This window comes from Mesotoga sp. UBA6090 (assembly GCF_002435945.1).
GTDB lineage: Bacteria > Thermotogota > Thermotogae > Petrotogales > Kosmotogaceae > Mesotoga.
Genome location: NZ_DIXC01000075.1, coordinates 1 through 22,957 on the forward strand (window position 1 = coordinate 1; position 22,957 = coordinate 22,957).

The window sequence follows — 22,957 nt, forward strand, 5'->3', positions numbered from 1 at the left end:
TTCCCTTTTGCTGTCAAAGTTGAGTCAAAGTAGAGCATCGAGATCAGGCTTCCGCAATTAACTGATCAGCTCAGTTTCCTGCAAGAGGCAGCGAATACTGTTATGAAAAGATAGTTTCAATATGCTATTATTATGAAAAGATAGTTTCATAGAGTAGTTGATAACTGATTTCTTTCCGAGAGGTTGATAGCAATGGTATCCGAAGAAATAGCGAGAATCAAAGACGACTTGTCTCCAGCATACAAAAGGATAGCAACCTACATTCTCAAAGAATACTCGCAGGTGGGATTCATGTCCATTGAAGAACTCAGCTCTATGGCCGGCGCGAGCAAGGCAACTGTAGTCAGATTCTCTAGGCGTCTCGGTTTTTCGGGATTCAATGAACTGAAAAAGGCGATCCAGAGTGAACTTAGAAGAAGGCTATCGCCGTATGAAAAGATCGCGACTACTGATCTTGACAGAGCTCCTATCGAAAATCAACTGAAGTTGCTCGCTCAAAATGAGATTAACAATCTCAAGAACACCCTCTCCGGAATAGAAGAAGAGATTCATAAGTGGGTGGAGTCAATAAGGTTAGCCAGGAATATCTACTTCGGCGGATTTGGAGCCACAAAACACGTTGTCTCTCTGATGCAATACACTATATCAGTTCTACAGAAGAAGCCGACATGGCTTCTAACGGGATCGGTTTCTGACTTCTCGTTTAACATAAAGCTAATGGATAGTGCTGACGTTCTCATTGTCATGACCTTTCCTCCCTACTCGAAAGAGATAGAATACATGGTCGACTATGCAGACGAAAGGAAGGTCCGGACTCTCCTTGTCACGGATTCGATTGAGTGTCCTATCTATTCTAGAGCTTATTCAGTTATAGTGTGCGAGAACAACTCACTTCTGTTTGGGAATTCCTTCGTCGGACCCGTTGCAGTAGCGGAAATGATAGGGAACTTCATTATCCTGAGTGAGAAACAGACGGGTGTGGAGGAAATGAAAAAGCTATTTGAAGTGGAGGAAAGAGGATACAGAGCTATGGGAATGGAGGACCGGTAGAAATAGGTCTGGTGCAAGCAAAAAGCTTTATGAGTCTGCTTGAGTCTTAGGAAATTCGATGGAATCGAAGTGGGGAATTACTTTTTTTTTGCCATTCGTGGCTTTCTTATTCTTTGAGTTAACGAGGAATGTTCTCTTTTCTTTTAAGACCCAATTATCCATTTGGAGCGGGGTGTTGGCATGAAGACCATCATTGTACACGGCGGTACAGGAAGCTTCAAGAGTGACAAGGACTTCGATGAACACAGGAGAGGAGTAGAAGAAGCAGTCATACATGGGTACTCCATCCTTGAAGAAAGAAACAGCTCTGAAGAAGCCGTAATAGCCGCCGTGTCGAAGATGGAAGAGAATCCTACATTTAACTGCGGCAGGGGATCGGTACTTAACTACAATGGCCAGATTGAAATGGACGCCGCGATAATGGACAATAATCTGAATGCGGGAGCAGTTTCTGGGCTGAAAAGAGTACTCCATCCGATAGAAGTGGCTAGAGCTGTTATGGAACAGACGGATCATGTTTTGCTCGCAGGAGCCGAACTGGAGGAATTTGTTAAAGTACTGGAATTTCCCAGAGATGACGCCCTCGTTGTTCCTCACAGATATCAGCAGTGGAAGGCTGAACTAGAAAGAATTGAAAGAGGAGAAAAAACACGTTTCGGGAAAAGCATCTCGCTGGCCAGAAAAGCACAAGAGTACCACTCCACATGTGGGGCGGTTGCCATTGATGACCATGAAAGACTGGTTGCAGGGACGTCGACAGGCGGAATGTCAATGAAGAGTTTCGGAAGGGTCGGCGATACTCCCATTATCGGTGCAGGAACCTACGCGGACTCATTCGGTGCAGTCTCTGCAACGGGTCATGGAGAAAAGATTATGAAGCTCACTCTGAGCAGGCTGGTCGCCTTCTTCATGGAACAGTATCCCGCTCAAAAATCCGTCGACATCGCTCTAGAGAGAGCCAGATACTTCGACTGTGAGTGCGGCTTAATAGCAATCGATAGGTATGGAAATATCGGTATTGGACACACTTCAAAGGATATGTCATGGGCGTTCATAAAAGATGGTCATACGCCGGTAATCTTCTAAAAGCAGCTTTACTAATCTGCCAGCGAAAGTTCCTTACTTTGTGCCTTGAGTTTCTTAACTATCATCATTGCCAAGATTGCAGCAACGAAGAGAGTGAAGAAATCTGCAATCGTCTGCGCATAGATGACTCCGTTAAGTTCAAATAAGCGAGGCAACACAATAATCGCGGGGATTAAAAACAGTCCTTGCTTGGACATCGAAAGCAAACCCGCTGCGAAGCCCTTGCCTAAAGCCTGGAAAAGAACCGTGAAGGTTATGACAAAACCAAAGGACGGAAAAAAGATAGATACCGCTCTTAAGGCTCTTGAACCTACATCTATTACTTCGGGATCATTACTGAAAATGCTTACAATCGAGCCGGGAATAACCATACCAATGATGGCAAAAAAAGTCGCAAAAACTGTAGTGACAAGTATGGAGAACTTTAGCGCTTCAAAGACCCTTGAAAACTTCTTTGCGCCGTAGTTATAACCGGCGACCGGCTGAAAGGCTTGTCCATACCCAAAAAGAACCATCATCCCAAGCATCAATACTCTCATCGTGATCCCGACCGCGGCAACTGCATGATCTCCAAAGGCCCCTGCAGCATTGTTAAGAAGCGCAACCGAGAAACTTGATAAAAACTGACGCAAAAATGTTGGAAGCCCTATCTTGAAGATTTCCGAATATATATGAAGCGAGAATCTAAACAGTCTTATCGAAAGATTAGTAAAGCTCTTCTTACGGACGAAGTATTCGAGAATGATCACCGTAGACACTGACTGAGAGATTACTGTTGCTACAGCGGCTCCTTTTATTCCCATTCCAAAACCAAAGATGAATATCGGATCCAGAGCAACATTCAGTAGTGCTCCAGAGACCATTGCAACCATAAATCTCTGCGCGTTGCCCTCTGCTCTCACAAGATTATTCATCGTCATGTTCATCATGGTGAAGATCGATCCCATAATGATTATCATGGTATATTCTCTTGCGTATTCCATAATTGTCTCGGTCGCTCCAAAAGCAATTAATAGCGGGTCCAAATACATCAATCCGAGAAGAGCAAAGGCGATTCCTGTTGCCAGACTTGTAAACAGTGCCGTTGAAGCGGCCTTATCTGCCTGTTCCTTCTCGCCGGCTCCCAGTAAACGCGAAACATATGAAGCGGCTCCCACACCGTACGTCAGGCCAATTGCCCCTATAAGGTTAAATATGGGAAAGGCAACCGCAACTGCGCCCACAGCGCTTGTACCTATCCGCCCTATGAAGAATGTGTCAACTAAGTTATAGATGGCATTTGTAAGCATTGCAATAATCGAAGGAATCGAAAGACCTACCAGAAGTGAAGGGATCTTCATAGTCCCCATCGCCCTCGCTCTTTCTTCGGAACTTCTGAATCTCAAGCAAAACCCTCCATCTCAGAGACACCTGCTAACATAATACACTAATCTACGGCAGTTGTTAGGCGTGCAAAGAATGGATCGCTAACGAATTCTGTCTACAGGATTCTTCTTAAGTGTTCCCATCAACTTAGAAGCAAATGTACCCCTTCAGTTGCTCATTCGGGGTATATACTCTCGAAGCGATAGGAAGTGCATATATCGTCCTTACATAAAGCGATCGAACCGATAAGAGGCCTCATTGGCCCAAGGAGGAGATCACATGAGAAGAATGAAGGTATTATCAGTCTTTCTCTTGGTCTCACTAATACTGCTTGGTGGATCGGTCTTTTCCGAAGAACCGATAGACGAGATGTACGAACCTTTTAATGAAGAGACATTCGAAGAAGATTCCCTGAAAAGAGAAAACATGGAAGCGAGAGGATTCTACCCGGAAGGGGAAGAAGAAGTGCTCGAATTCTACAACTTCGCAGCAAATGTCCCCCCCTATCAAGGATAATCCGGATAATCTGGAAGCAGTTACTCTAGAAAACATGGAGGCGAGAGGCTTCTACAGAGAAGGAGAGGAAGAAGAGGAGAGTACAGCGTATTCATAAGCGCCTTTAACTCCGCTCCCGTAGATGATGTGAAAGTTGAAGCTATGAAGGTCTTCGCAAGCACCGTAAACACTCTCAGCGGAGGCGTCATTTACGTCAGGATCTTTCATACTAATAACCACAGTCCCGAAGAACTTCTTTCCGGTGCAATCAACGGAACGGAAGTAATGGCCTTTGGCTGCAGCCTGTGTACGATTGCCGACTTCCTGTTTCTTCCTGAACTCTCGATCTTCTCCGCCGCTTATCTCTTCGAGGACGTGGAGCACATGGACAAGGCAATGGATAGTGGAATCATGGCAGAGCTTCTCGATAGAGCCGCGGCAAACTCCGGAGTTAGGGTGCTCGATAACTGGTACAGTGGAAGTCATCATCTCTTCTTGAACGAAACCATAAGCGGTATCGAAGATCCTTCTCAACTTGAGGGACTTAGACTCTGCTCTAACTGTTACCAAGGCTCATTCGACGCCTGCAGAGCTCTTGGTGCATCTCCTGTCCATATGGGTCAGAGCACTCTCAAAGATGCAATGAGCTGCGGCTAGATTCCGGGCGCGGAAATGCTCCTTGAATACGTTACAGCTCAAGAGTGCATCGATTCGATAAAGACCCTAATACTCACCGGCCATCAGATCGAATCGGTAAACCCGGCAATTAGCGAGACCACATGGAAGAGACTGAGCGAAGACCAAAGAGGCTGGATTCTCGAGGCACTGCACACGGCGAGATCATTCATGGAAACCGAATTTCTAGCACACGAAGCTGGAATAATCGGCGAGCTCGCCCAGAAATACGGTGTCCAGATTTTGATACCCTGCAAGGATGGGCTGCTCCAACAGGCTGCGGTCTACTACTCCCAGAATCGTTTCTCTGCCGTCTGGGGCGAAGACACATACAGCAGGATTCAAACGGCCTCGGAAGGGTTGTAACCCAGCGATCAATGAAGAGGGGATTCTGCAGATTCGAGATGCCACTAGAGTAGGTTTACTGTTGGATCAAGCTGCCCTTCAATCGCTCCGACAGTTTGAGGGGCAGCAGTTTAAGATGGAAGAGCAAAGGCACCAGAAAGATGCCCTTCATGGCAAATAAATCAAGAAATGCGTTCGCTTAACCCGTATAAACTAAGACCTCTACTGGTTTATTAACCTACTTTCGTTTCACCTTGCAATCGTGAAGTGCATAACCAGTCCCACAACCACCGTGATGCCGATAATTAAAGGAATAATCGCAAGTCCAAACATCCTTTCACCTACATCGAATTCGTACGGTACTCAGTATCCTACTCTCTTTCATTCCAAAGCCTTTCTGTTTTTCAACCGCTCTTCATATTGTGGCCAGATCTCTTCAAGTCTTTCAGAAGGAGTCTGTCGGATCAGTGTCGATTCAAATTTCAGAGACTCCTGTTCTACTCCGAGCATCTGCCAAAATTCTCTCTTGAACTGCTCGAAGTCAAACTTCTCGCCAAGCAATTTTCTTGCGATATCTTCATAATGCAGAAACTCGAGATACTTTGTGTTGAAGGAATGTGTATCTTCGCCTCCTTCAACATCTACTTCTTCACCAAGGAAAAGAGACTTCAGATATTCCAGATTCTTTCTTATGAGACTCTCAGCGACGATACCGGAGTGCCCGGAAATTACGGTCCGACATGATAATTCAAGTACAGTCTTCAAGCTCTCCGTAAAGGTGACCAGATCGTTCCAGAGAGTTAGTGGCAAAGGATCTTCCACAAGATCACCTACGAAGATCACCGAATCCCTTCTGTCGATACATACCGAAGAACAGAGAGTGTGGCCGGGCATATAACGAAACTCTATGTCGTCATCTTCAAAGACTAGTCTATCGCTGAAGGTGATACCGGGAAGTCTCTTTACAACATCTCCGTCACGAAATCTTTCCATATTTTCGAAATCGTAGTCCCATCTTTCTTCCATTCTTCTTCTTGCAAATTCATGAGCGACGATTTCGCATCCGTCGAATGCTCCATTTCCCCAGATGTGGTCGTAGTCCGAATGTGAGTTGAAGACTACAAGATCCTTTCTCGGACTTTCATTAATTCGATTCTTAACAACGTTCATAGATCTATTCCCTAGAAACGTATCACATAAATAAAAGTGATCTCTGCCTTCTATCAAATAGACGGACGTCTCTCCATTCATTGGGGAGTCTCCGCCCTGAAAGGTAAACAATACTCCCCTATTGCCGACTATCTGAATCTTCAAGGGCTTTCTCTCCTATCTAACCGCGGCAAAGATTCGGGCTATAGAAGAATCCGCATGAATCTTGAGCGGAATTGCGAAGATTTCCAGGTCCTCTGAGTCCGACAGCTTTTCGAGACCAACGAGATTTTCCGCGATGAAGCAGCCTCCTTTGAAGAGAATTCTGTGGATATCGTAAGGGTATCGATCCGGAGAAGATGAATCAAAGCCAACCATTCGCGTTTTACGCCTTACCAGAAATTCAGCCATTTCGGAAGTCAGATATGGATTCTTCAAGAAGTAGTCCTCGCTTCCGAACAAGGAATCTCGTCCAGTCCAGAAAAGAACAATCGAGTCTTCAGAGACCACATCTTCGTACTGCGGCTTCAGTGTTATCTCTATCTCTCCCCTCACGTCAAGGAGGACTCCATTGCATATAAGTCTGTCGATCTCGATCTGATCGATATAGAGATCCGATTGGGTGAGATGCAGTGGGCCGTCTATATGGGTTCCCGAGTGCATACTTATTTCAAGTCTGTGGTTGTTGTATCCGTCTTCGTTCAAGACTCTCGACCTGCTTAACCTTGTGCGATCGTCACCAGGATACACCGGCTGGTTATCTTCGACAACTCTGGTCAAATCGATAAACCTCCTCACAAGGATCACCTCTCTTTCTTTCTCAAATGAACAATAATTACAGAATAGCATATACTGGATTCCTGAAACGTTTTCCTGAGTGCAATGCTTCCACGTTCTTTCCAACATTTCAATCGCATATTTGAAATCATTAGATTATATGATATGATTAATACACTCGAAGAAATTCAAAGGAGGAGAGTTAGTATGAAAAGAGTATTGGGTTATGCATTAGTACTCCTCTTCGTATTGTCCTTTGCGTCATCTGCGATTGGTTCGTCGATTGAATTGGCGAAGGACATCGCCGACTCGGCAAACGAGCAGATTGAATCTTTAATCGAGACCGCAGTTCAGAAGGCCGAGAAATTCACGCAGCATTACGAAGAGAAGGGCATGTCATTGGTGGCCTATGAGACTCTAATAGACAATCTCGGAAACAGTCTTGCTGAGAGAGCGTTCTTGATTTCCCAGAGTGCCATAACAAAAATCGGTGAGCTAGGACATAAGGCAATTTGCTATTATGTTCCAGTGAGGCTAGGATACAAGGTCTTTTTGATCGATCCGATTCTGATAATCGATGACTAATCGAACCACCATTAACTATCATCAGTATGAAATGCCGTAGACAACTACGGCATTTTCTGACTAACTGAAATCTCCATGACATTATGTGATAGACTCTGTATGATTATTATGGTTGCTTTGTCGGCTTCAATGGGGGAAGAGATGAAAGGTTTTAAAGTATGTAAAGCTAACGAAACGATCGAGACAGTTGTTCAGAAGAACTCCTCACTTTCTCTTTTGGCCCACGGTGACGGTGTGGAAATTTCGATTTACGAATTGCATTCAGGTGTTATAACTTTTCTGGATACCTTCCCGGATGGGGATTTGCTTGAATTCTACTACATCATAGAGGGAACCATTTCGTGCAATTACTCCGAAAAAGAAGTGAGTTTAGGACCTGGAGATTACTTTTATGCCCACAATCTCAAGTCCCCTGTCGAACTAAAACCCCAAACGAACGTTAGGTTGCTTCATGTATCTTCAAGACCGCTCTTCAAATACATAAGCAATAATATGGCGGTGATGAAGGATATACTTTCCAAAGTGGAGATTAAGGACTCATACACTCATGGCCACGGAAAGAGAGTGAGAGATGTTTCTCTGGCAATTGCAAGAAAACTTGCCGTTCCTCCAGAGAAACAAGAAGTTATTGCGATGGGAGCTTTGTTCCATGACATCGGAAAGATTGAAATAGACGATTCAATATTGAAGAAACCCTTTCGATTGAGTAAGGAGGAGTTCGAGATAATCAAGCTTCATCCAGTTACTGGTTGCGAGATGGTGAAGGGGAACTTCCTTGAAGAGACTCAAGAAATAATAAGGCATCATCACGAGCGACTTGACGGGTCGGGCTATCCCGATGGGCTGAAGGGTAGCGAATTATCTCTGGAGGCTAGAATCGTCGCCGTCGCCGATTCATTCGACGCGATGACATCGAGAAGACCCTACCGAGAAGCTATGAGTTGTAAAGACGCCCTCGAAGAGCTTAAGTCTCAGTCCGGTACTTTATATGATTCGGAGATCGTAAAGACTCTTGAGGAATGCATAGCTGAAGGACTTATCTAGTTCCCACCTTTGATGAAGTAGTTTCCAGCACTTGAGTTACCGACTGCTGTACGATTCTTTGATTAGAGCCTTCATTTAGAAGCTCATCTGTCAATTTCAACTAGGTTCTTCTTTCTCAAAATGCTAAGTTCTCAAATCCCGTTGCTGCTATAATTCTAGTAGAGGTGATCCAGATGGACGGATTCTCAATTGTTGTTACAATAAATGACCGAAAACTTCTAAAATCTGTAGAAATGGCCGGTGCGACAGCAATACGCTTCAATTCTTCGCATGTCACTCTAGAGGAACTCGAGAAATTTACCTCATACTACGAGGATACCTGCTCTCTTCCTCTTTACATTGACTTACAGGGTGCAAAGCTCAGGTTGTCGCGGAATCAGCCAGTAATGGAAATAAAGGCGGGAGAACAGGTCACTCTTGGCAGTCAGTGTTCGGATCTTAAGGCTATCGCTATAGATCCGCGGACCCTTTCATATCTCTCTCCGGGAATGAAGATCTCAATAGAAGATGGCAGAATTGAACTCCAGGTGCTGAAACAGGAAGCAGACAACGCAAGAGCTATAGTTTTGAGAGGCGGAGTCATAAGAGCATCAAAGGGTATGAATATATCGCCCCACCCAATAAATCAGATTGAGCTCTCTTCAAGAGATTCCGATATCGTTCTTGCGACAAGGAAATACGATTTTGTTAGATACGCCCTTTCCTTTGTTTCAAGTCCAAGCGAGGTAATCGAATTGAAAGACCTTTCCGGAAGACCGGTGACTTCAAAAATCGAAAGAGAGCTCCCTTTTCCCAGAGTAGGAGAGATCTCATCTTCAAGCGACGAAATTTGGTTATGCCGCGGAGATCTTGGTGCGCAGTTAGGCGCAAGAGGGCTTGTTGATTTCTATAGCTACTTTTCTGATAACATTAATGAACTCTACAAACCAGTCCTGATGGCCGGGGAGGTTCTCGAACACATGGTTGACCACCCCTTTGCTACAAGGAGCGAACTATGCCACCTAAAGGACATCCAGATGAAAGGATTCGCTGGAATCGTCCTCTCAAACGAAACTGCCTATGGAACCTTTCCTATTGAAGCAATCAAGACAGTTCTTGAGGTTACTTCGGATGAATGAAATAGTTACGGATATCGCCAACTCATTAGCTCTACCAAGATGGAAAATTGAGAACGCCGTGGAACTACTGGAAGAAGGAAAGACGATACCGTTCATAGCAAGGTATAGAAAAGAGAAGACCGGTGAACTCAATGAGATACAGTTGAGGGAAATTTCCGATGCTCTTGAGTATGCCAAGAAGCTTCGCTCAAGAAAAGAGGAAGTACTCAGAATAATCGAAGAAAAAGGCAAGTTGACCGATGAACTTGAAGCAAAAATCAAGGATGCGAAGAATCTTCAGCTTGTCGAAGATCTATATCTTCCCTTCAAATCGAAGAAGAAAACAAGAGCCGATAAAGCCAGAGAGAAGGGGCTCCAGCCTCTGGCAGACTTCCTGAAATCTTCAAGGATCAAGGACGAAACCTTTATCGTTACGTTTGTCAATGCCGAACAAGGGATATTTCAGATAGAAGAGGCTCTAGAAGGAGCCAGGGATATTCTTGCCGAAGAGTTTTCCCAGGAGATATCCGTGAGGGAAAGGCTGAGAAATCAACTTAAGGCCAAAGGGACAATCAAAAGCTCTCATTCAGATAAGCAGGACGAGCGGGAAGTTTACAGGGACTACTACAATTTCTCTCAACCGATCTCTAGACTGGCCGCTCACCAGATCATGGCACTTTTCAGGGGAGAACGAGAGGAGATTCTCTCGTTGAAGCTCGAGTTGCCCTTCGATATTTTGCCCTCTCTAAGAGACTTGATAGGGTGGAAAGACTATCTTGCCTACTATGGAGAACTGGTAGAAGCTTCGGCCGATTCCTATTCTAGATTGCTCATGCCATCAATTGAGCGAGAAGTTAGAAACATAATAAAGGAAGAGGCTGAAGGAAGGGCGATTCATGTTTTCGCCAGAAATCTCAGGGATCTCTTTCTCCAGCCTCCTCTTGGCGAAAAAGTCGTAATGGGTATAGACCCGGGTTACAGAACCGGATGCAAAGTGGCTGTAATTGGGAAGGACGGCTCCCTTCTCTATCATGATGTGATATATCCAACCCCACCTCAAAACGACTACATCGGCTCTTCGATGAAGGTAGTTCAGGCCATAAATACCTTAGAGGTCGAACTCATATCTATCGGCAACGGTACAGGTTCAAGGGAAACAGAGGTCTTTGTAAGCAGGCTGATAAAGGAACACAAACTTCCCGTCAAATACATGATTGTAACAGAGTCGGGTGCTTCGGTTTACTCGGCCTCAAAAGTTGCGATTGAGGAGTTCCCGAACGAAGACGTAACTACAAGAGGAGCGATCTCGATTGCGCGGAGAGTTCAGGACCCACTGGCTGAATACGTGAAAATCCCCCCGGAAGCTATTGGAGTCGGCATGTACCAGCATGATGTCAATCAATCGGAATTGAAGAAGACGCTAGACAGAGAGGTCGAGTCCGTCGTGAATCTGGTAGGCGTCAATCTAAACACTGCATCGGAGCATTTGCTCAAGTACATATCCGGATTGAATTCTAGAGCCGCAGTGAACATTGTAAAGCACAGGACGGAAAGCGGAGCGTTCAGGAACAGAAAGGAACTGCTGAAGGTTTCCGGTCTAGGTCCAAAGGCCTTCGAACAGGCAGCGGGTTTCTGTAGAATAATCAGTGGATCTGAAGCTTTGGACGGTACCTCGGTCCATCCCGAAAGCTATGAAATTGCCAGAGCTATCCTCGAGAGTGTTGATCTGAGCCCGGAAGAACTTTTCACAAGAAAAGAGGAGATTCCCAAAATACTTGATGAAATTGATATGGAAGCCATTTCAGGGGAGAGAGGCTTTAACTTAATCACCGTGAGAGAAATTGTGGAAATGCTAAAGAAGCCCGGCCTTGATCCTAGAGAAGAGCTTGAAAAACCAATCCTGAGAACGGACGTTCTTTCCATGGAGGACCTATCCAAAGGGATGGAACTTGAAGGAACTGTTCGCAACGTTGTAGACTTTGGCGCGTTCGTTGACATTGGGGTGAAACAGGACGGGTTGATTCACAAGAGCAAAATGGGCACAAGGGTGAGGGATCCTCTTGAAGTCTTGAGCGTTGGGCAAATCGTTAAGGTGAGAGTTCTGGATGTTGATACGAAGAGAATGAGAATAGGATTGGAACTGCTTAAGAATACTGGCAGCGCCTGATGAATATCTTACTTCTATAGCAAACGGACGAGTTTTCGCATTCGAGGTCTTGGTTTTACTGTGATATCTACAACAAATAGTTATGATCATTTGATCAGAGTCTATTTCATCTTTCCTCTATTGCTGGCAGTGCAGATTTTTGGGTTCTACTGTCTCTCTCCGAAGATAATTGTTCCAAGCCTAACCATATTAGATCCCTCCTCAACTGCTACTCTGTAGGAACTAGACATTCCCATGGAGAGATATTGCAAATCTACTCCCTCTATCTTCTGTTTTGCGATCTCTTCGAACAGTTTTCTTGTTAGCCTCAGGTAAGGCCTGATCTCCTCAGATTTATCTGTCAGCGGACCCATTGTCATAAGACCTACTGTGGAAATATGTTCGAGAGGGGAAATCTCAGTAATAAGTTCCAGAACGTGTTCTGGAAAGACTCCGGCTTTGTTGTCCTCTCTAGCGCTGTTCACCTCTATCATTACTGGTATCTTCTTGTTTATATATGCGCATCGCTTGTCTATCTCATTAGCAATCTTCAGCGAATCCACAGTCTGTATGAGATCAAATATCTCGACGGCCTTCTTGACTTTGTTTCTTTGCAAGTGACCTATACAATGCCACCTTGCTCTGTCGCCGATCAAATGATGCTTTTCTTCCGCCTCTTGAACATAGTTTTCTCCGACATCTATCACACCACTATCTAGAAGTTGAAGAACTTCATCGGCCGTTCTTGTCTTTGAAGCTGCAACTATGGTTACATAATCAGGCAGTTCTGCTCTCAGTCTTCGCACATTTTCAATAATCATTTTCAGACCTCCCCTCCAATTATATAGCAACAGAATTTGGACCTTGTCGTAATGCATCATAATTAAATCTACTCAAGAGAGAGTCGTGATGATACGGCGATCGTGATATTATTCGTATTGCCGGGGTGAATACTCAGTAGGAGATGATGTTATGGGTAAGGGCAACGCCTGGTTATTGGTTGTATTGATTTCGGCGGCTGCAATCGTTAATCTCGCAACAACCGTTATTACATCAAACAAACTTTTGGAAGAGATTTCGACAGTCCGTACCGACCTTTTCACTCTCAAATCGAGAGTTGCCTCTCTCGATTCCGTTGTCAATGACGTTCGGAACCGCATCGAGAAATCTGAGGAAATGGTCAAGTCAATTCATTTCGCAAGATCCTCAGTAAGTCTAGAAAAAACAGTGCTCAAAGCCTCCTTCACGCTTACTGAATTCACCGAAGTGAGTCAGGTTTTTCTCAACGTAATCGATGAGACCTCAGAGGTCAGCTCTTACGAACTGGAACTTGAGAACGGGGTCTTCACCACCGAAATTGAACTCTCGCCCGGAAGAGTCTACTATGGCCAGATTAGGATTAAAGAAGACGGGGAAGAGAGATTGAGCAGTGAGTTTGTCATTTCCCGAGATCTCTACAGTTTTCAGCAATATGAGCTTGCAGGGCATGCTTGGCTTCTAGAAACAGACAAGGTCCACTACTCCATTGAGCTTTACACTCATGATTGTAGAGATGAAGAAATGAAAATCTCTGAAGCCACAGTGAAGGTAGTCGAAGGAGAGAATATCAGAGAGATACTCTTCCTACCGCCAGACGATTTGCAGGGATTAGCAAGAAGAGTCAATTTTGAAGCAGAAAAAGATGCTTTCCTCTCTTTCATCGCTAAAGTAACCTTTAGCTTTGGAGAGTCGAAAACAGAAGAGGTGAAAATGAACTACCACTTCTGATAGTGAGAGTCAAGACTTTTGTTTGATTATCTTACATGCTCAGATACAATCTCTATAGTAGGTGAGTAGATTGCAGAGACGAGAATGGCTTGAAGAATATAGAGAAAAAACGCTTGAGCAAACGCCTATCGCCTTCGAGATAGAGAAGGAGAAACTGCAGGATTTCGTACTTCGAATGGCGGGCTTTCTTGAAGAGTCAAATATCATCGCAGACTTTGGATGTAACTCCTCGGATCTCTGGCCTCTGCTGAGAGATATGAATCTCAGAGTCGTGGGTGTTTCCTGCAATAGAATCGTGAAACAGACAAAGGGTGTCCGAATAATGAACATCGGATTCTCCGATTTCAACTTGCTTGGTATATTTGAAGGGTTCGTGGCAGTTGGAATACTCCAGAGACTTCACCCGGAGTTGTGGTCAAGGACCCTTCTGAAAATAGTAAGGTCTGTCAAGACTAGCGGTGTTGGACTTATCGTTACCGGAGTCAGTGAAGAGGAAGAGGCAAGGACCAGGCATGACTCTCTCAAGAAAAGTGGTCTCCCAGTGGTTGTGGGTGAGTACATAGATGACAATGGTAACTATAATTTCAAACCACTGAAGAGCTGGTACGATCAGTGGTTGAGAAATGCTGGTTTCTACATTTTTAGAGAAGAAGTGACGAGAGACTTAGTCTATACTCTTGTAAGAAAATAATATGGAGTTTGCATGACTACCGAAGAGATAAGAGTCCATTATTTTGACGACAAATGTCCTGGAATCAGTCTGGATTGCTGTAGGCAAGAAGTGCGGCCCGTGTTCTAGGACTTAGACTGACCGAACTCAATCTGGTAGAAGCAAGCTCAGATAATCCCGTTTTCTTTCCTTTTTCGTTAGTTCACGGAAATTTCATGATCGCAGGCCTTGTCCCTTCTGGTTTTATTGTTGAGATTGTCACTGGTATGAGAACAGTAGCTCAGCAAAATGAAACGGTTGTTAAACCGCCCGGAAAGTGCGACAGTCTTAGGCCTTATTCACGAGAGTCGTTGAGGGATACGTGTAATATCTGTACCAATGGGACCGGTAGAGGAACAGAGGAGAAAATTAACTGGTACAGATGCTCCCGGGGAGAAGACAAGGTTTCTGACTTTGTTTCATATGCCAGTGAGAGACCTGTAGCCTTCTGCGAAATGATCCCTTCCTCTTCTTCTCCCTATTCAATACCGAAGGACGATAGTACAGCATTCATAAGCTGCATATACAACTCTCCCGATGAGCCGCTTGATTTCAGGGGAGAGTTAATTGATGAAGTTATCGCTGAAAGAAATCGTCGCAAATATGAGAGAATCGAGGTGTTGTCTGGAGTCAGAAGCCCATTTCCAAACGGGCAAGCGCGTTTCTTTGAAAGGAAAAGGTTTTTCGGCGATGAACAGCTTTTAGATTCGGTAATCATGCTCTCGGGCAGCGATGAGATTACACTCTTGACAAAAGACTTGTGATTGTTGAAACGACCCTATTTGGAGTTGTGAAATTGAATCTTCGCAGAAACTACCGTTGACTTTTCTGAACCATTTTTGGTTTGGAAGGTTCAATTATCCTCACCCTTATTTACTAGCGAATAGAGATGATTTCCTGCAACTTATCAAGATCTCCCATTTCGATGGCAATTCTGATACTACACAAATATCTCTCTGCTTCCTCCAATGAAGACGCAATATTCGGACCATTGAATCTAGCCATATCTAGAACCATATCCATGTTCTGTCTTCCAAGTCTAGACGTTGAATCGTAACCGGGGCCAGAATACTTCTCAACATCTTTGCCGAGCTTCAATGCGGCCCTAGAAAGAAAATAGACTGCTTGGCTTACTCTGCTCACGATATGATCGTGTTTTTCCGGAGATAGAAATTCTGGTATAGAACCGAGGTCAGCGACAATTTCCAGTACAAGATCCACGTCTTGCTTTGTCGCACACTCTCCCGGCCATAGCATGAATGTGCGGCCATCAAACATGAATTCATTCCAGCCTCCCGGACCTACATGCTCGTTGCCGGCCATGGGATGCCCGCTTATGAATCTTATCTTCCTGAGTCTAGCTATCTCCTGGAAGGGGTGCATCACGCTCGCGACATCAAATACCGGGCCGGTGAAATCGGCAGACAGTAGCAGCTCTTCTTCGGAGTTCATGGGTAGTGCGATAACGCTCAGGTCCCTCGGCGTAAAGGCATCTGAGGATACTTCAATGCTCGGATCCTTCTTTCTAAGCATCTCTGTTGTCACAACATTCTGGTCAAAGACCGAAACCCTATGGCCGCGCTTGGAAAGCCTCAATGCAATCGATCCCCCGATCGAACCCGCTCCTATGATGTGGGCCTTCATGCCTTCGAGTCTCCTGCCTGTACTTTGTCGGGCCGGAGATTTTTAGCTCGTCGCAGATAAACGAAATTCTTCGTCTCCGATTCGCAGTGGAGAAGCACTCTGATGATCCCCCCTGGAGAGTTTTCAAAGGAGGCTTCATAGAGGCACAGCAGCGCAACATCGCTTTGATTGAACACTTTTCTAAAAGCAGTTGCTGGATTGCAAGATGTTATGTCATTTGTGACGGTGAATATAACGGAGTGCAGTTCGGTGATCTCATTCCTACTGAATATCTCCTCCATAAGCTCTATCACTGAGTCTCGAATTTCTTCCTGGCAATCTTTCTCTATAGACGTTGCTCCCCTTATTGCTTTCACTTTGTCGCCTCCCGATCCGTTAACGAATTGAGATGTGAAACTGCATATTCTATGGCAAGCAAGTATCCCTGCAATCCAAGTCCTGCGATTGTTCCGCTGCATACAGGAGAGATCACCGACTTGCTTCTGAACTCTTCTCTAGCGAATATGTTTGAGATGTGTACTTCGATCTTGATCCCTCTAAACAATTCAAGCGCGTCCCTTAGGGAGTAGCTGTAATGAGTTAGTGCGCCGGCATTTATAACAACTGCATCATAGTCAATGCTATGAATCCTGTCAACAAGCTCCCCTTCGTGATTGGACTGGAACAACTCACTCGAAGCCCCGCTTTCAACGCACTTTCTTTCGACGGTTTCACAAAGCTCATTGTATGTGAAGTCACCATACAGACTCTTTTCCCTCATCCCAAGCATATTCAGGTTAGGCCCGTTCAATATGAGTATTTTCATACGACCACGGCCAGCAAATCATCTAGTCTTACCTTCGCAAATTCAAAGGAACCGGGGGTCCTGACAAGGGGTATCTCTATCTCCATGCTCTCCGAGGTCATCGCCTTCTTGTCATTTCTAAGCAGTCTTAGAGCATCCTCAACAGGTAGCTGTGGGAAATCCAGATCGACGATTTCGGATAGCGTTTCCGATACTTCTCTGTACACTCCTTCATCTACAAGACCTAGATTTGCGAAGTAGTGCATCTCCCTTTCCAGACCCCACGCCACCGCCATGCCGTGCGAGACTCCGGCTAATGGCTCGTAGAGATGTCCCAATGTGTGACCAAGATTCAGAATTCTTCTTATTCCTGCTTCACGCGTATCAAGCGCCACTATTTTATTCTTCTGCTTTACGGCTTCTTCCAGCATCTCACACAGCGCGCCCAGATTCCTATTCTTCAAGTCTCTGCACCGGCTCTTGAAATTCTCATACCATCGGCCCGTGATGAGAAATATCTTGAAGGCCTCTACCAGACCTTCTTCAAACCGTCCTTCGTCCATCGAAAGCGTTACGACTGGATCTATGATGGTCTCATAGGGCATATAGAAGTTGCCGACTACATTCTTGCATCCTTTGAAATTTAGCCCATTTTTCCCGCCTATTGAAGCGTCTACTTGAGCTAGAAGCGTCGTCGGATATAGGGTTATTGGAACACCCCTCTTAAATGTCGAGGAAGCGAATCCAACGAGATCTGTTACCGTTCCTCCACCCGCACCGACCACCATGTCACTTCTAGAAACTCCTCGATCCATGAGATACTCATAGATTTCAAAGAGTGTACGAAATCCCTTTGCCTCTTCACCGTCATCTATGGAAAAAGCCGAAGAGGGAATCCATTCGGAAAAGATCTTCTGAACCCTTCTTGAGACTATCGTATTCGGCATCCTACCTATGGACTTGAACCCACCCGGTGATATTGAGACAGGGTGAGAACCGCTACTAAGCGTTTTGCTTTCACCAGCGGGAATTTTCATAGATATCGCTGCAACGGTCTCCCACTGGGTCTGGCATGAAGTATCAACGGACGGGAACTGCTCATAGAGCTCCCTTCGTTCTTCCCAAACTCTGAAGATACTCTCCTTGCCTTCCTTCAGTAGCGGGCGACCCTTCACACTGACCCTTCTGTAGAGATCTGCTGGCGGAAGTCTGAGATAGACGGCATTTTCTCCCTTCAATATCTGACGGTTTTCCTTATCAAGTATTAGACCCCCACCCGTCGATACGACAATCTCGTCGCTCCGGACGAGCTCTTTCAGAAGGTTCTTCTCCAGTCTTCTGAATTCCTTCTCACCCTCTTTTTCGAAAATCTCGCTTATGCTCATCCCCTTAACTCTTTCGATCTCCGAATCCATGTCTATGAATTCTTTATCGAGAACGGAAGAGAGGATTCTACCTATCGTGCTCTTCCCCGAACCCATCATCCCAATGAGGAACACTCTCATCCTTCACCCTCCTTTTTATCGAGCAGAAATCACCATTTCCAAATCTTTCGAGAATCGCCTCAAGTAACAAGAGCGAGAGCATAGACTCTCCTACGACTGCAGCCGCCGGAACCGCCGTAGTATCGGAACGAACGTAAGGAGTCCTTGTCTCATTCAAGTCGCTCAGATCGACGGAAGAGATTCCCCTCCTCAAGGAAGGAATCGGCTTCACGCTTGCCTCAACAACGATTCGTTCGCCGTTTGATATCCCACCCTCGACACCGCCGGCGTTATTTGTCTTCCTGAAAACTATCCCGTCTTCAATGTAGGGCTTATCGTGGTATGCGCCTCCTCGAAGCCTCACATCGGGATTTCCAATGAAGATTCCCTTAACGGAGGGGATCGCCATGAAGTGCTTCCCGATTCTCGAATCGAGTCTTTCAAAGAGACTGCCATATCCGCCGGTCCCCGCCGGTATTCCATCGGCGATTACAACGAATCTTCCCCCAAGGGTTTCCCCAAGCTCCCTTGCCGTATCGATCTCCTTCAACATCTCTCGGTAGGCGATTTCATCGTGGCAAAAAACCGAAGATCTACGATCCCTCGAAATCCATTCTCTCCATGAGGGGAGTTCACAGCTGACGTTTCCGATCGCTATAACTGAACTGCACACGGTAATTCCAAGCTCTTGAAGAATCTGAGACGCGATCGAACCGATAGCCGTAAGTGCTGCAGTCCACCTCGCACTGCTTCGCTCTGCATAAACCGCCAGATCATTCAGTTTGTATCTCGTCCACGCAGCATAATCGGAATGCCCGGGCCTTGGGATGCTTCTCACGCTCTTCTCGGCACTGGAAACCTTATTCTCTATCTCAATCAGAAGAGGGGCACCAGTCGTAAGGTCCTTCCACAGACCAGACTTCACGATTGCCCTGTCCTGCTCGGCCTTCATCCTCTCTCCCCTGCCATAGCTCTTCTGCCTTCGCTGTAGCTGTTTATTTATCTCTTCGATTGAAAGAGAAACACCAGAGGGCAACTCCTCGATAAGCCCGAAGACGCCGCTGCCATGAGAGTCTCCGGCTACGGTAAACTTCATTGCATCACTTCCCAGAACGCCTTTTCGAAGACCTTGCCTGAAGGCAGACCCCATATTCTGAGATTCTCGAGAGCTTGATGAAGCAGCATCTGTCTTCCGTCAAGAACGGTTTCCACTCCGCAGTTGTATGAAAGCTCGATCAAGGGCGTCTTCCAGTAGATCAGATCGTAAACGAGGCTCTTGCCGTCCAGTTCTTTAGAGGTGATCCCCGTTTCCTCTCCATTCATTCCAAGAGAGGAAGCGTTAACTATACTCATGCTCCTCGAAGCAACCTCTCTGATTGACTCAATTGGAAAGACACCAACTTCAAACCGCCCTGGCATCTCGAACTCCTTTTTGATCTTCTGCGCCCTGGAAAGCGTTCTGTTCAAGAGTTCTATCCTCTTCACGCCCGCTTTCCTCAAGAAAAAAATCACTGCCCTCGCAGCACCTCCGGCTCCAATAACCATTACAGGCTCCTCTATCGATCTCTCGAGCAAAGGCTTACCAAAACCGACCCAGTCCGTGTTATACCCCATTCCCTCGAAGACGCAATTTACTGCCGAGAGCGGAGGTTCAACCTGGCTGACCACGTAAGCGATAACCTTCTCCTTGAAAGGGATGGTAACGTTGAACCCGTGAAAATGCTGAACAACTGAAGCTATCTTTTCTGCGAATTCATCTGGAAGAATGTCAACTGCCTCGTACGTTGCATCGATGCGCATTCTTTCGAAAAACCGTCCGTAAATGGCCGGCGATAGACTGTGGGAAACTGGATGTCCAATTATGCATAACTTCACTGACAAACCTCCTCGAGTGTTTCGAAGAACCCCGGAAAGGAAACATCGACTGCTTTCGAATCGCCTACCTCCACTCCTTCACCGCTCAGCAGTCCGGCTATTGAGAAAAGCATCGCAATCCTGTGATCACCATAAGAGTCGACCTTGCCTCCCGTTATTCTTTGAGGACCTTCAACGCTAAAACCATCTTCATATTCAAGGATCTCTACGCCAATTCTTCTGAAGTTCTGAACGGTAACGGATATCCTGTCCGACTCTTTCTTTCTCAACTCCCCGGCCCCTCTGAGAGTCGTTGTGCCTTCCGCAAAAGCTCCGGCAAGCGCAATCAGCGGAAGCTCATCTATCATTGAAGGAATCAAATCACTTCCAACATCCACTCCTCTAAGGCGGGAAGTCCTGGCCACGATTGCGCCAACCGGTTCTGGCAAGCTCTCTTCAATCTCCAGCTCGATGTCTGCACCCATACTCATGAGAAGTCTTAGGAATCCGGTCCTCCCTTGATTCAGTCCGACATTTCGAATCGTCACCTTGCCATTTTCATGAAGAACCGCCAGAACTATCAGAAAGGCGGCCGAAGAGATGTCGCCGGGTATCGAAAACCGGACAGGTAGAAGCTCGCTCTTTTCTACCTCAACTCTCTTCTGAATCACACTAATTTTGGCACCCATTGAGCGGAGGAGCCTCTCTGTGTGGTCCCTGCTGCAGTGTGGCTCAGTAACGGCCGTAGTACCTTCCGCTTGAATCCCCGCCAGCAGAATCGCACTCTTAACCTGAGCGCTGGCAACTGAGAGAGAATGTTCACATCCCCTTAGCTCTCCTCCAGATATGCACATTGGAAGAAGTGAATCCTGGCGAGCCGATATGCTTGCCCCCATCTCTTTCAAAGGGGTAACGACTCTCTTCATGGGCCTGCCTGACAGAGAATCATCTCCAAAGAGAACGTGAAAACCTCTCTTTCCCGAAAGAATTCCGGCCATCAGTCTAGCTGTAGTCCCGGAATTCCCGCAGTCAAGAGGCCTAGACGATTCTCTCCACGAAGCCGAAGATATTTCCATTCTGTCGAAACCACCTCTGAAGCTCCCTCCAAGTTCACCGATCATTCTAAACGTTCTAAAGGTATCTTCGCTTTCAAGTAAATTATGAACGACACTAACGTCGCTGCACATAGAGCACATCATCAGAGCCCTGTGAGAAATCGATTTATCCGGAGGTACAACAACTTCTCCGACAACTTTCTTTGAAGGCAGCAATCTCATCTTTTCCTCCCAACCTATCAAGTGAGCGAAAGCTCGGCGGCACCGGCCAGTTCTTCGAGACTATTCATGAGCTTTTCAAACTCGCCGAAACTGAGACTTTGTTTGCTGTCGGAAAGCGCCTTCTCCGGCCTTGGATGAACCTCAACTTCGATACCGTTGGCTCCGACCGCCAGAGCGGCTCTAGAGAGTGGTATTATCAAGTCTCTTCTCCCGGAGGCGTGGCTTGGATCAACGATGATCGGCAGAGGCGATTGCAGCTTTATTAGAGGTACGGCAGAGATGTCCAGCGTGTTCCTAGTGGCTGTCTCGAAGGTCCTGATTCCCCTTTCACAAAGTATTATCGACATATTTCCCCTCGAAGCGATGTACTCTGCGGAAAGAAGAAGTTCTTCGACCGTATTCATGAAACCCTTCTTCAAAAGAATAGGCTTACTCTTTTCGGCCACCTTCTGTATAAGCTGAAAGTTCTGCGAGTTTCTCGCGCCAATTTGCTGTATGTCGCTCATTTCACAGACAGCTTCAAGCGTCCCTTCACCGGTTACCTCGGTCACTGTCTTGAGGCCATAATGATCTGCGGCTTCTCTCAGGTATCTCAAACCAATCTCTCCGAGTCCCTGAAAAGAGTACGGTGAAGTCCTCGGCTTGAAGGCTCCACCTCTGATTATCCTGACTCCCATTTCCGAAAGAAAGGCGGCGCTCTCTTCTATCATAGGTCGATCTTCAACCGCGCAAGGACCGGCCATGACTATGAACTTGCCTTCTCCTACCGACAAATCCCCAATCTCCACTGAAATATCTTTACTGTGAAACTCTCTCGATACGAGCTTGAAAGGCTTGAGAACACGCACGACCTGCTCAACACATTCAAGAGCCTCAAAGCGTTCCACCGACATATACCTGTCGTCTCCAATCACACCTATTACTACTCTTTCCATCCCTCTGGAAACATGACAGCTCAGATTCAGACTCTCTGAAAGAGACTCGACTTGCTCAATTTCCTCTTCACCGGTACCTCTCTTAAGAACGACTACCATTTCACCACCCCACATTCCTGTTGAAAAAGAAAAGGGTCTCCGGATTGGAGACCCTTTCGTATCTTTCATCCGGAGTAAATGCAAGAAGCACTTACCCGGAGTTATCACTCACAAGCAAATGCTTCTGTTGTTATAATAATAGGAATATGCATTTATCCAGGAAAAACTGAACTCTATCATTTACTCAACTCCCCGCTGGTATAAAAGGATTCTACACTTTTGTCGTCTACCATGTCAAATCCTCGATATGCATCACAAATAATCTACTCGAAAAGGGTAACGTTGCATCAAAAATAAAACTACTCGAAAGGTAAGGATCAAGGGGATAATCTTCGCGAATGCCAAGTTGAAAGAGGTAGATGCGAAGATGAAGAGAATAGACATGACTGGATTGATTGAGAAATACTCAAAGAAGTACAGGGAGGCTGAAAAGAAGGAGAAGAGTAGAATTCTTGACGAGTTTATTGGAGTAGCGGAGTACAACCGGAGCTATGCGTCATTAATACTCAGGAGAGGTTATTCTAAGAAGAATGAGAGAAGCAATTTCACAAAGAGACGTGGGAGGAAGAAGAAATATGATTTTGAAGTAT

At 45.8% G+C, this 22,957-nt stretch carries 22 protein-coding genes and 2 pseudogenes; 12 read left to right on the top strand and 12 right to left on the bottom strand.

All coding sequences use genetic code 11. The features are described 5' to 3' along the window. The first annotated feature begins 192 nt into the window (after nt 1-192). A complete protein-coding gene (locus B3K42_RS12050) occupies nt 193-1,050 on the top strand; it encodes a MurR/RpiR family transcriptional regulator (RefSeq protein WP_110990697.1) in 858 nt (285 codons plus the stop codon). Between the two features lie 180 nt (nt 1,051-1,230). After that, on the top strand, nt 1,231-2,136 hold the full coding sequence (locus tag B3K42_RS12055; protein ID WP_110990696.1) for an isoaspartyl peptidase/L-asparaginase family protein: 906 nt from the start codon (nt 1,231-1,233) through the stop codon (nt 2,134-2,136). A gap of 11 nt (nt 2,137-2,147) precedes the next feature. On the opposite strand, the gene B3K42_RS12060 is transcribed toward B3K42_RS12055, so the two are convergent. After that, on the bottom strand, nt 2,148-3,521 hold the full coding sequence (locus B3K42_RS12060; RefSeq protein WP_110990695.1) for an MATE family efflux transporter: 1,374 nt from the start codon (nt 3,519-3,521) through the stop codon (nt 2,148-2,150). 259 nt (nt 3,522-3,780) lie between these two features. Between B3K42_RS12060 and B3K42_RS12065 the strand changes: the two genes are divergently transcribed. After that, complete coding sequence (locus B3K42_RS12065) at nt 3,781-4,017, top strand: hypothetical protein (RefSeq protein ID WP_110990694.1); 237 nt, start codon at nt 3,781-3,783, stop codon at nt 4,015-4,017. Nucleotides 4,018-4,110: 93 nt separating this feature from the next. Beyond that, nucleotides 4,111-5,037, top strand: a pseudogene (gene dctP, locus B3K42_RS12070) (TRAP transporter substrate-binding protein DctP). A 360-nt stretch (nt 5,038-5,397) separates the two neighbouring features. Here the strand turns inward: dctP and B3K42_RS12075 are convergent. Beyond that, nucleotides 5,398-6,330 carry an MBL fold metallo-hydrolase gene (locus tag B3K42_RS12075; RefSeq protein WP_110990691.1) on the bottom strand — a complete coding sequence of 311 codons (933 nt, stop codon included), beginning with the start codon at nt 6,328-6,330 and terminating at the stop codon, nt 5,398-5,400. A gap of 12 nt (nt 6,331-6,342) precedes the next feature. Next, nucleotides 6,343-6,963 carry a cyclase family protein gene (locus B3K42_RS12080; RefSeq protein WP_110990690.1) on the bottom strand — a complete coding sequence of 207 codons (621 nt, stop codon included), beginning with the start codon at nt 6,961-6,963 and terminating at the stop codon, nt 6,343-6,345. Between the two features lie 186 nt (nt 6,964-7,149). Here B3K42_RS12080 and B3K42_RS12085 point away from each other — a divergent pair, with 186 nt between their 5' ends. The 4 genes from B3K42_RS12085 to B3K42_RS12100 all read left to right on the top strand — a co-directional run bounded on the left by B3K42_RS12085 (nt 7,150) and on the right by B3K42_RS12100 (nt 11,835). Continuing rightward, complete coding sequence (locus B3K42_RS12085) at nt 7,150-7,527, top strand: hypothetical protein (RefSeq protein WP_110990689.1); 378 nt, start codon at nt 7,150-7,152, stop codon at nt 7,525-7,527. Between the two features lie 141 nt (nt 7,528-7,668). Then, a complete protein-coding gene (locus B3K42_RS12090) occupies nt 7,669-8,571 on the top strand; it encodes an HD-GYP domain-containing protein (protein WP_110990688.1) in 903 nt (300 codons plus the stop codon). A gap of 173 nt (nt 8,572-8,744) precedes the next feature. Next, nucleotides 8,745-9,689 carry a pyruvate kinase gene (locus tag B3K42_RS12095; RefSeq protein ID WP_110990687.1) on the top strand — a complete coding sequence of 315 codons (945 nt, stop codon included), beginning with the start codon at nt 8,745-8,747 and terminating at the stop codon, nt 9,687-9,689. After that, nucleotides 9,682-11,835: a Tex family protein gene (locus B3K42_RS12100; RefSeq protein WP_110990686.1), complete on the top strand. Its 2,154-nt coding sequence runs from the start codon at nt 9,682-9,684 to the stop codon at nt 11,833-11,835. Before B3K42_RS12095 ends, B3K42_RS12100 begins: the two co-directional genes overlap by 8 nt. A 146-nt stretch (nt 11,836-11,981) precedes the next feature. Here the strand turns inward: B3K42_RS12100 and B3K42_RS12105 are convergent, their stop codons facing one another. Next, nucleotides 11,982-12,635: a YggS family pyridoxal phosphate-dependent enzyme gene (locus tag B3K42_RS12105; RefSeq protein WP_110990685.1), complete on the bottom strand. Its 654-nt coding sequence runs from the start codon at nt 12,633-12,635 to the stop codon at nt 11,982-11,984. A gap of 151 nt (nt 12,636-12,786) precedes the next feature. Here B3K42_RS12105 and B3K42_RS12110 point away from each other — a divergent pair, with 151 nt between their 5' ends. From B3K42_RS12110 to B3K42_RS12120, 3 genes are all read left to right on the top strand, one after another. Continuing rightward, entirely contained in the window at nt 12,787-13,581 is a 795-nt protein-coding gene (locus B3K42_RS12110) for a hypothetical protein (RefSeq protein WP_110990684.1), read from the top strand. Between the two features lie 61 nt (nt 13,582-13,642). After that, nucleotides 13,643-14,272 (top strand): hypothetical protein, encoded by a 630-nt coding sequence (locus B3K42_RS12115; RefSeq protein ID WP_292598984.1) that lies wholly within the window; start codon nt 13,643-13,645, stop codon nt 14,270-14,272. Between the two features lie 245 nt (nt 14,273-14,517). Continuing rightward, nucleotides 14,518-15,054: a hypothetical protein gene (locus B3K42_RS12120; protein ID WP_292598986.1), complete on the top strand. Its 537-nt coding sequence runs from the start codon at nt 14,518-14,520 to the stop codon at nt 15,052-15,054. 112 nt (nt 15,055-15,166) lie between these two features. Here B3K42_RS12120 and B3K42_RS12125 read toward each other — a convergent pair whose 3' ends face one another. From B3K42_RS12125 to aroF, 8 genes are read right to left on the bottom strand one after another with little or no spacing between them, the layout of a single operon-like run. Next, nucleotides 15,167-15,934: a prephenate dehydrogenase gene (locus B3K42_RS12125; RefSeq protein WP_110990681.1), complete on the bottom strand. Its 768-nt coding sequence runs from the start codon at nt 15,932-15,934 to the stop codon at nt 15,167-15,169. Then, nucleotides 15,931-16,290 (bottom strand): chorismate mutase, encoded by a 360-nt coding sequence (gene aroH, locus B3K42_RS12130; protein ID WP_110990680.1) that lies wholly within the window; start codon nt 16,288-16,290, stop codon nt 15,931-15,933. Before aroH ends, B3K42_RS12125 begins: the two co-directional genes overlap by 4 nt. Further along, a complete protein-coding gene (aroQ, locus tag B3K42_RS12135; protein ID WP_110990679.1) occupies nt 16,287-16,739 on the bottom strand; it encodes a type II 3-dehydroquinate dehydratase in 453 nt (150 codons plus the stop codon). The genes aroH and aroQ overlap by 4 nt, the downstream gene beginning before the upstream one ends. After that, entirely contained in the window at nt 16,736-18,223 is a 1,488-nt protein-coding gene (aroB, locus tag B3K42_RS12140) for a bifunctional shikimate kinase AroK/3-dehydroquinate synthase AroB (RefSeq protein WP_110990678.1), read from the bottom strand. Before aroB ends, aroQ begins: the two co-directional genes overlap by 4 nt. After that, nucleotides 18,171-19,298 carry a chorismate synthase gene (aroC, locus tag B3K42_RS12145; protein ID WP_110990677.1) on the bottom strand — a complete coding sequence of 376 codons (1,128 nt, stop codon included), beginning with the start codon at nt 19,296-19,298 and terminating at the stop codon, nt 18,171-18,173. The genes aroB and aroC overlap by 53 nt, the downstream gene beginning before the upstream one ends. Beyond that, nucleotides 19,295-20,077 (bottom strand): shikimate dehydrogenase family protein, encoded by a 783-nt coding sequence (locus B3K42_RS12150; protein ID WP_110990676.1) that lies wholly within the window; start codon nt 20,075-20,077, stop codon nt 19,295-19,297. Before B3K42_RS12150 ends, aroC begins: the two co-directional genes overlap by 4 nt. After that, nucleotides 20,074-21,333 carry a 3-phosphoshikimate 1-carboxyvinyltransferase gene (gene aroA / locus B3K42_RS12155; protein WP_110990675.1) on the bottom strand — a complete coding sequence of 420 codons (1,260 nt, stop codon included), beginning with the start codon at nt 21,331-21,333 and terminating at the stop codon, nt 20,074-20,076. The genes B3K42_RS12150 and aroA overlap by 4 nt, the downstream gene beginning before the upstream one ends. 17 nt (nt 21,334-21,350) lie before the next feature. After that, nucleotides 21,351-22,367, bottom strand: a complete 1,017-nt coding sequence (gene aroF, locus B3K42_RS12160; protein ID WP_110990674.1) for a 3-deoxy-7-phosphoheptulonate synthase — start codon at nt 22,365-22,367, stop codon at nt 21,351-21,353. 367 nt (nt 22,368-22,734) lie between these two features. On the opposite strand from aroF, the pseudogene B3K42_RS12165 reads away from it, so the two are divergent. After that, nucleotides 22,735-22,957: pseudogene (locus B3K42_RS12165) on the top strand (ISNCY family transposase); the annotation flags it as partial.

Excerpts from the sequence above, each read along its gene's own strand:
- B3K42_RS12050 (WP_110990697.1), top strand. The coding sequence starts at position 193 with ATGGTATCCGAAGAAATAGCGAGAATCAAAGACGACTTGTCTCCAGCA.
- B3K42_RS12055 (WP_110990696.1), top strand. The coding sequence starts at position 1,231 with ATGAAGACCATCATTGTACACGGCGGTACAGGAAGCTTCAAGAGTGAC.
- B3K42_RS12065 (WP_110990694.1), top strand. The coding sequence starts at position 3,781 with ATGAGAAGAATGAAGGTATTATCAGTCTTTCTCTTGGTCTCACTAATA.
- B3K42_RS12085 (WP_110990689.1), top strand. The coding sequence starts at position 7,150 with ATGAAAAGAGTATTGGGTTATGCATTAGTACTCCTCTTCGTATTGTCC.
- B3K42_RS12090 (WP_110990688.1), top strand. The coding sequence starts at position 7,669 with ATGAAAGGTTTTAAAGTATGTAAAGCTAACGAAACGATCGAGACAGTT.
- B3K42_RS12095 (WP_110990687.1), top strand. The coding sequence starts at position 8,745 with ATGGACGGATTCTCAATTGTTGTTACAATAAATGACCGAAAACTTCTA.
- B3K42_RS12100 (WP_110990686.1), top strand. The coding sequence starts at position 9,682 with ATGAATGAAATAGTTACGGATATCGCCAACTCATTAGCTCTACCAAGA.
- B3K42_RS12105 (WP_110990685.1), bottom strand. The coding sequence starts at position 12,635 with ATGATTATTGAAAATGTGCGAAGACTGAGAGCAGAACTGCCTGATTAT.
- B3K42_RS12110 (WP_110990684.1), top strand. The coding sequence starts at position 12,787 with ATGGGTAAGGGCAACGCCTGGTTATTGGTTGTATTGATTTCGGCGGCT.
- B3K42_RS12120 (WP_292598986.1), top strand. The coding sequence starts at position 14,518 with ATGAGAACAGTAGCTCAGCAAAATGAAACGGTTGTTAAACCGCCCGGA.
- B3K42_RS12125 (WP_110990681.1), bottom strand. The coding sequence starts at position 15,934 with ATGAAGGCCCACATCATAGGAGCGGGTTCGATCGGGGGATCGATTGCA.
- aroQ (WP_110990679.1), bottom strand. The coding sequence starts at position 16,739 with ATGAAAATACTCATATTGAACGGGCCTAACCTGAATATGCTTGGGATG.
- aroB (WP_110990678.1), bottom strand. The coding sequence starts at position 18,223 with ATGAGAGTGTTCCTCATTGGGATGATGGGTTCGGGGAAGAGCACGATA.
- aroC (WP_110990677.1), bottom strand. The coding sequence starts at position 19,298 with ATGAAGTTTACCGTAGCCGGAGACTCTCATGGCAGCGGCGTCTTCGGG.
- aroA (WP_110990675.1), bottom strand. The coding sequence starts at position 21,333 with ATGAGATTGCTGCCTTCAAAGAAAGTTGTCGGAGAAGTTGTTGTACCT.
- aroF (WP_110990674.1), bottom strand. The coding sequence starts at position 22,367 with ATGGTAGTCGTTCTTAAGAGAGGTACCGGTGAAGAGGAAATTGAGCAA.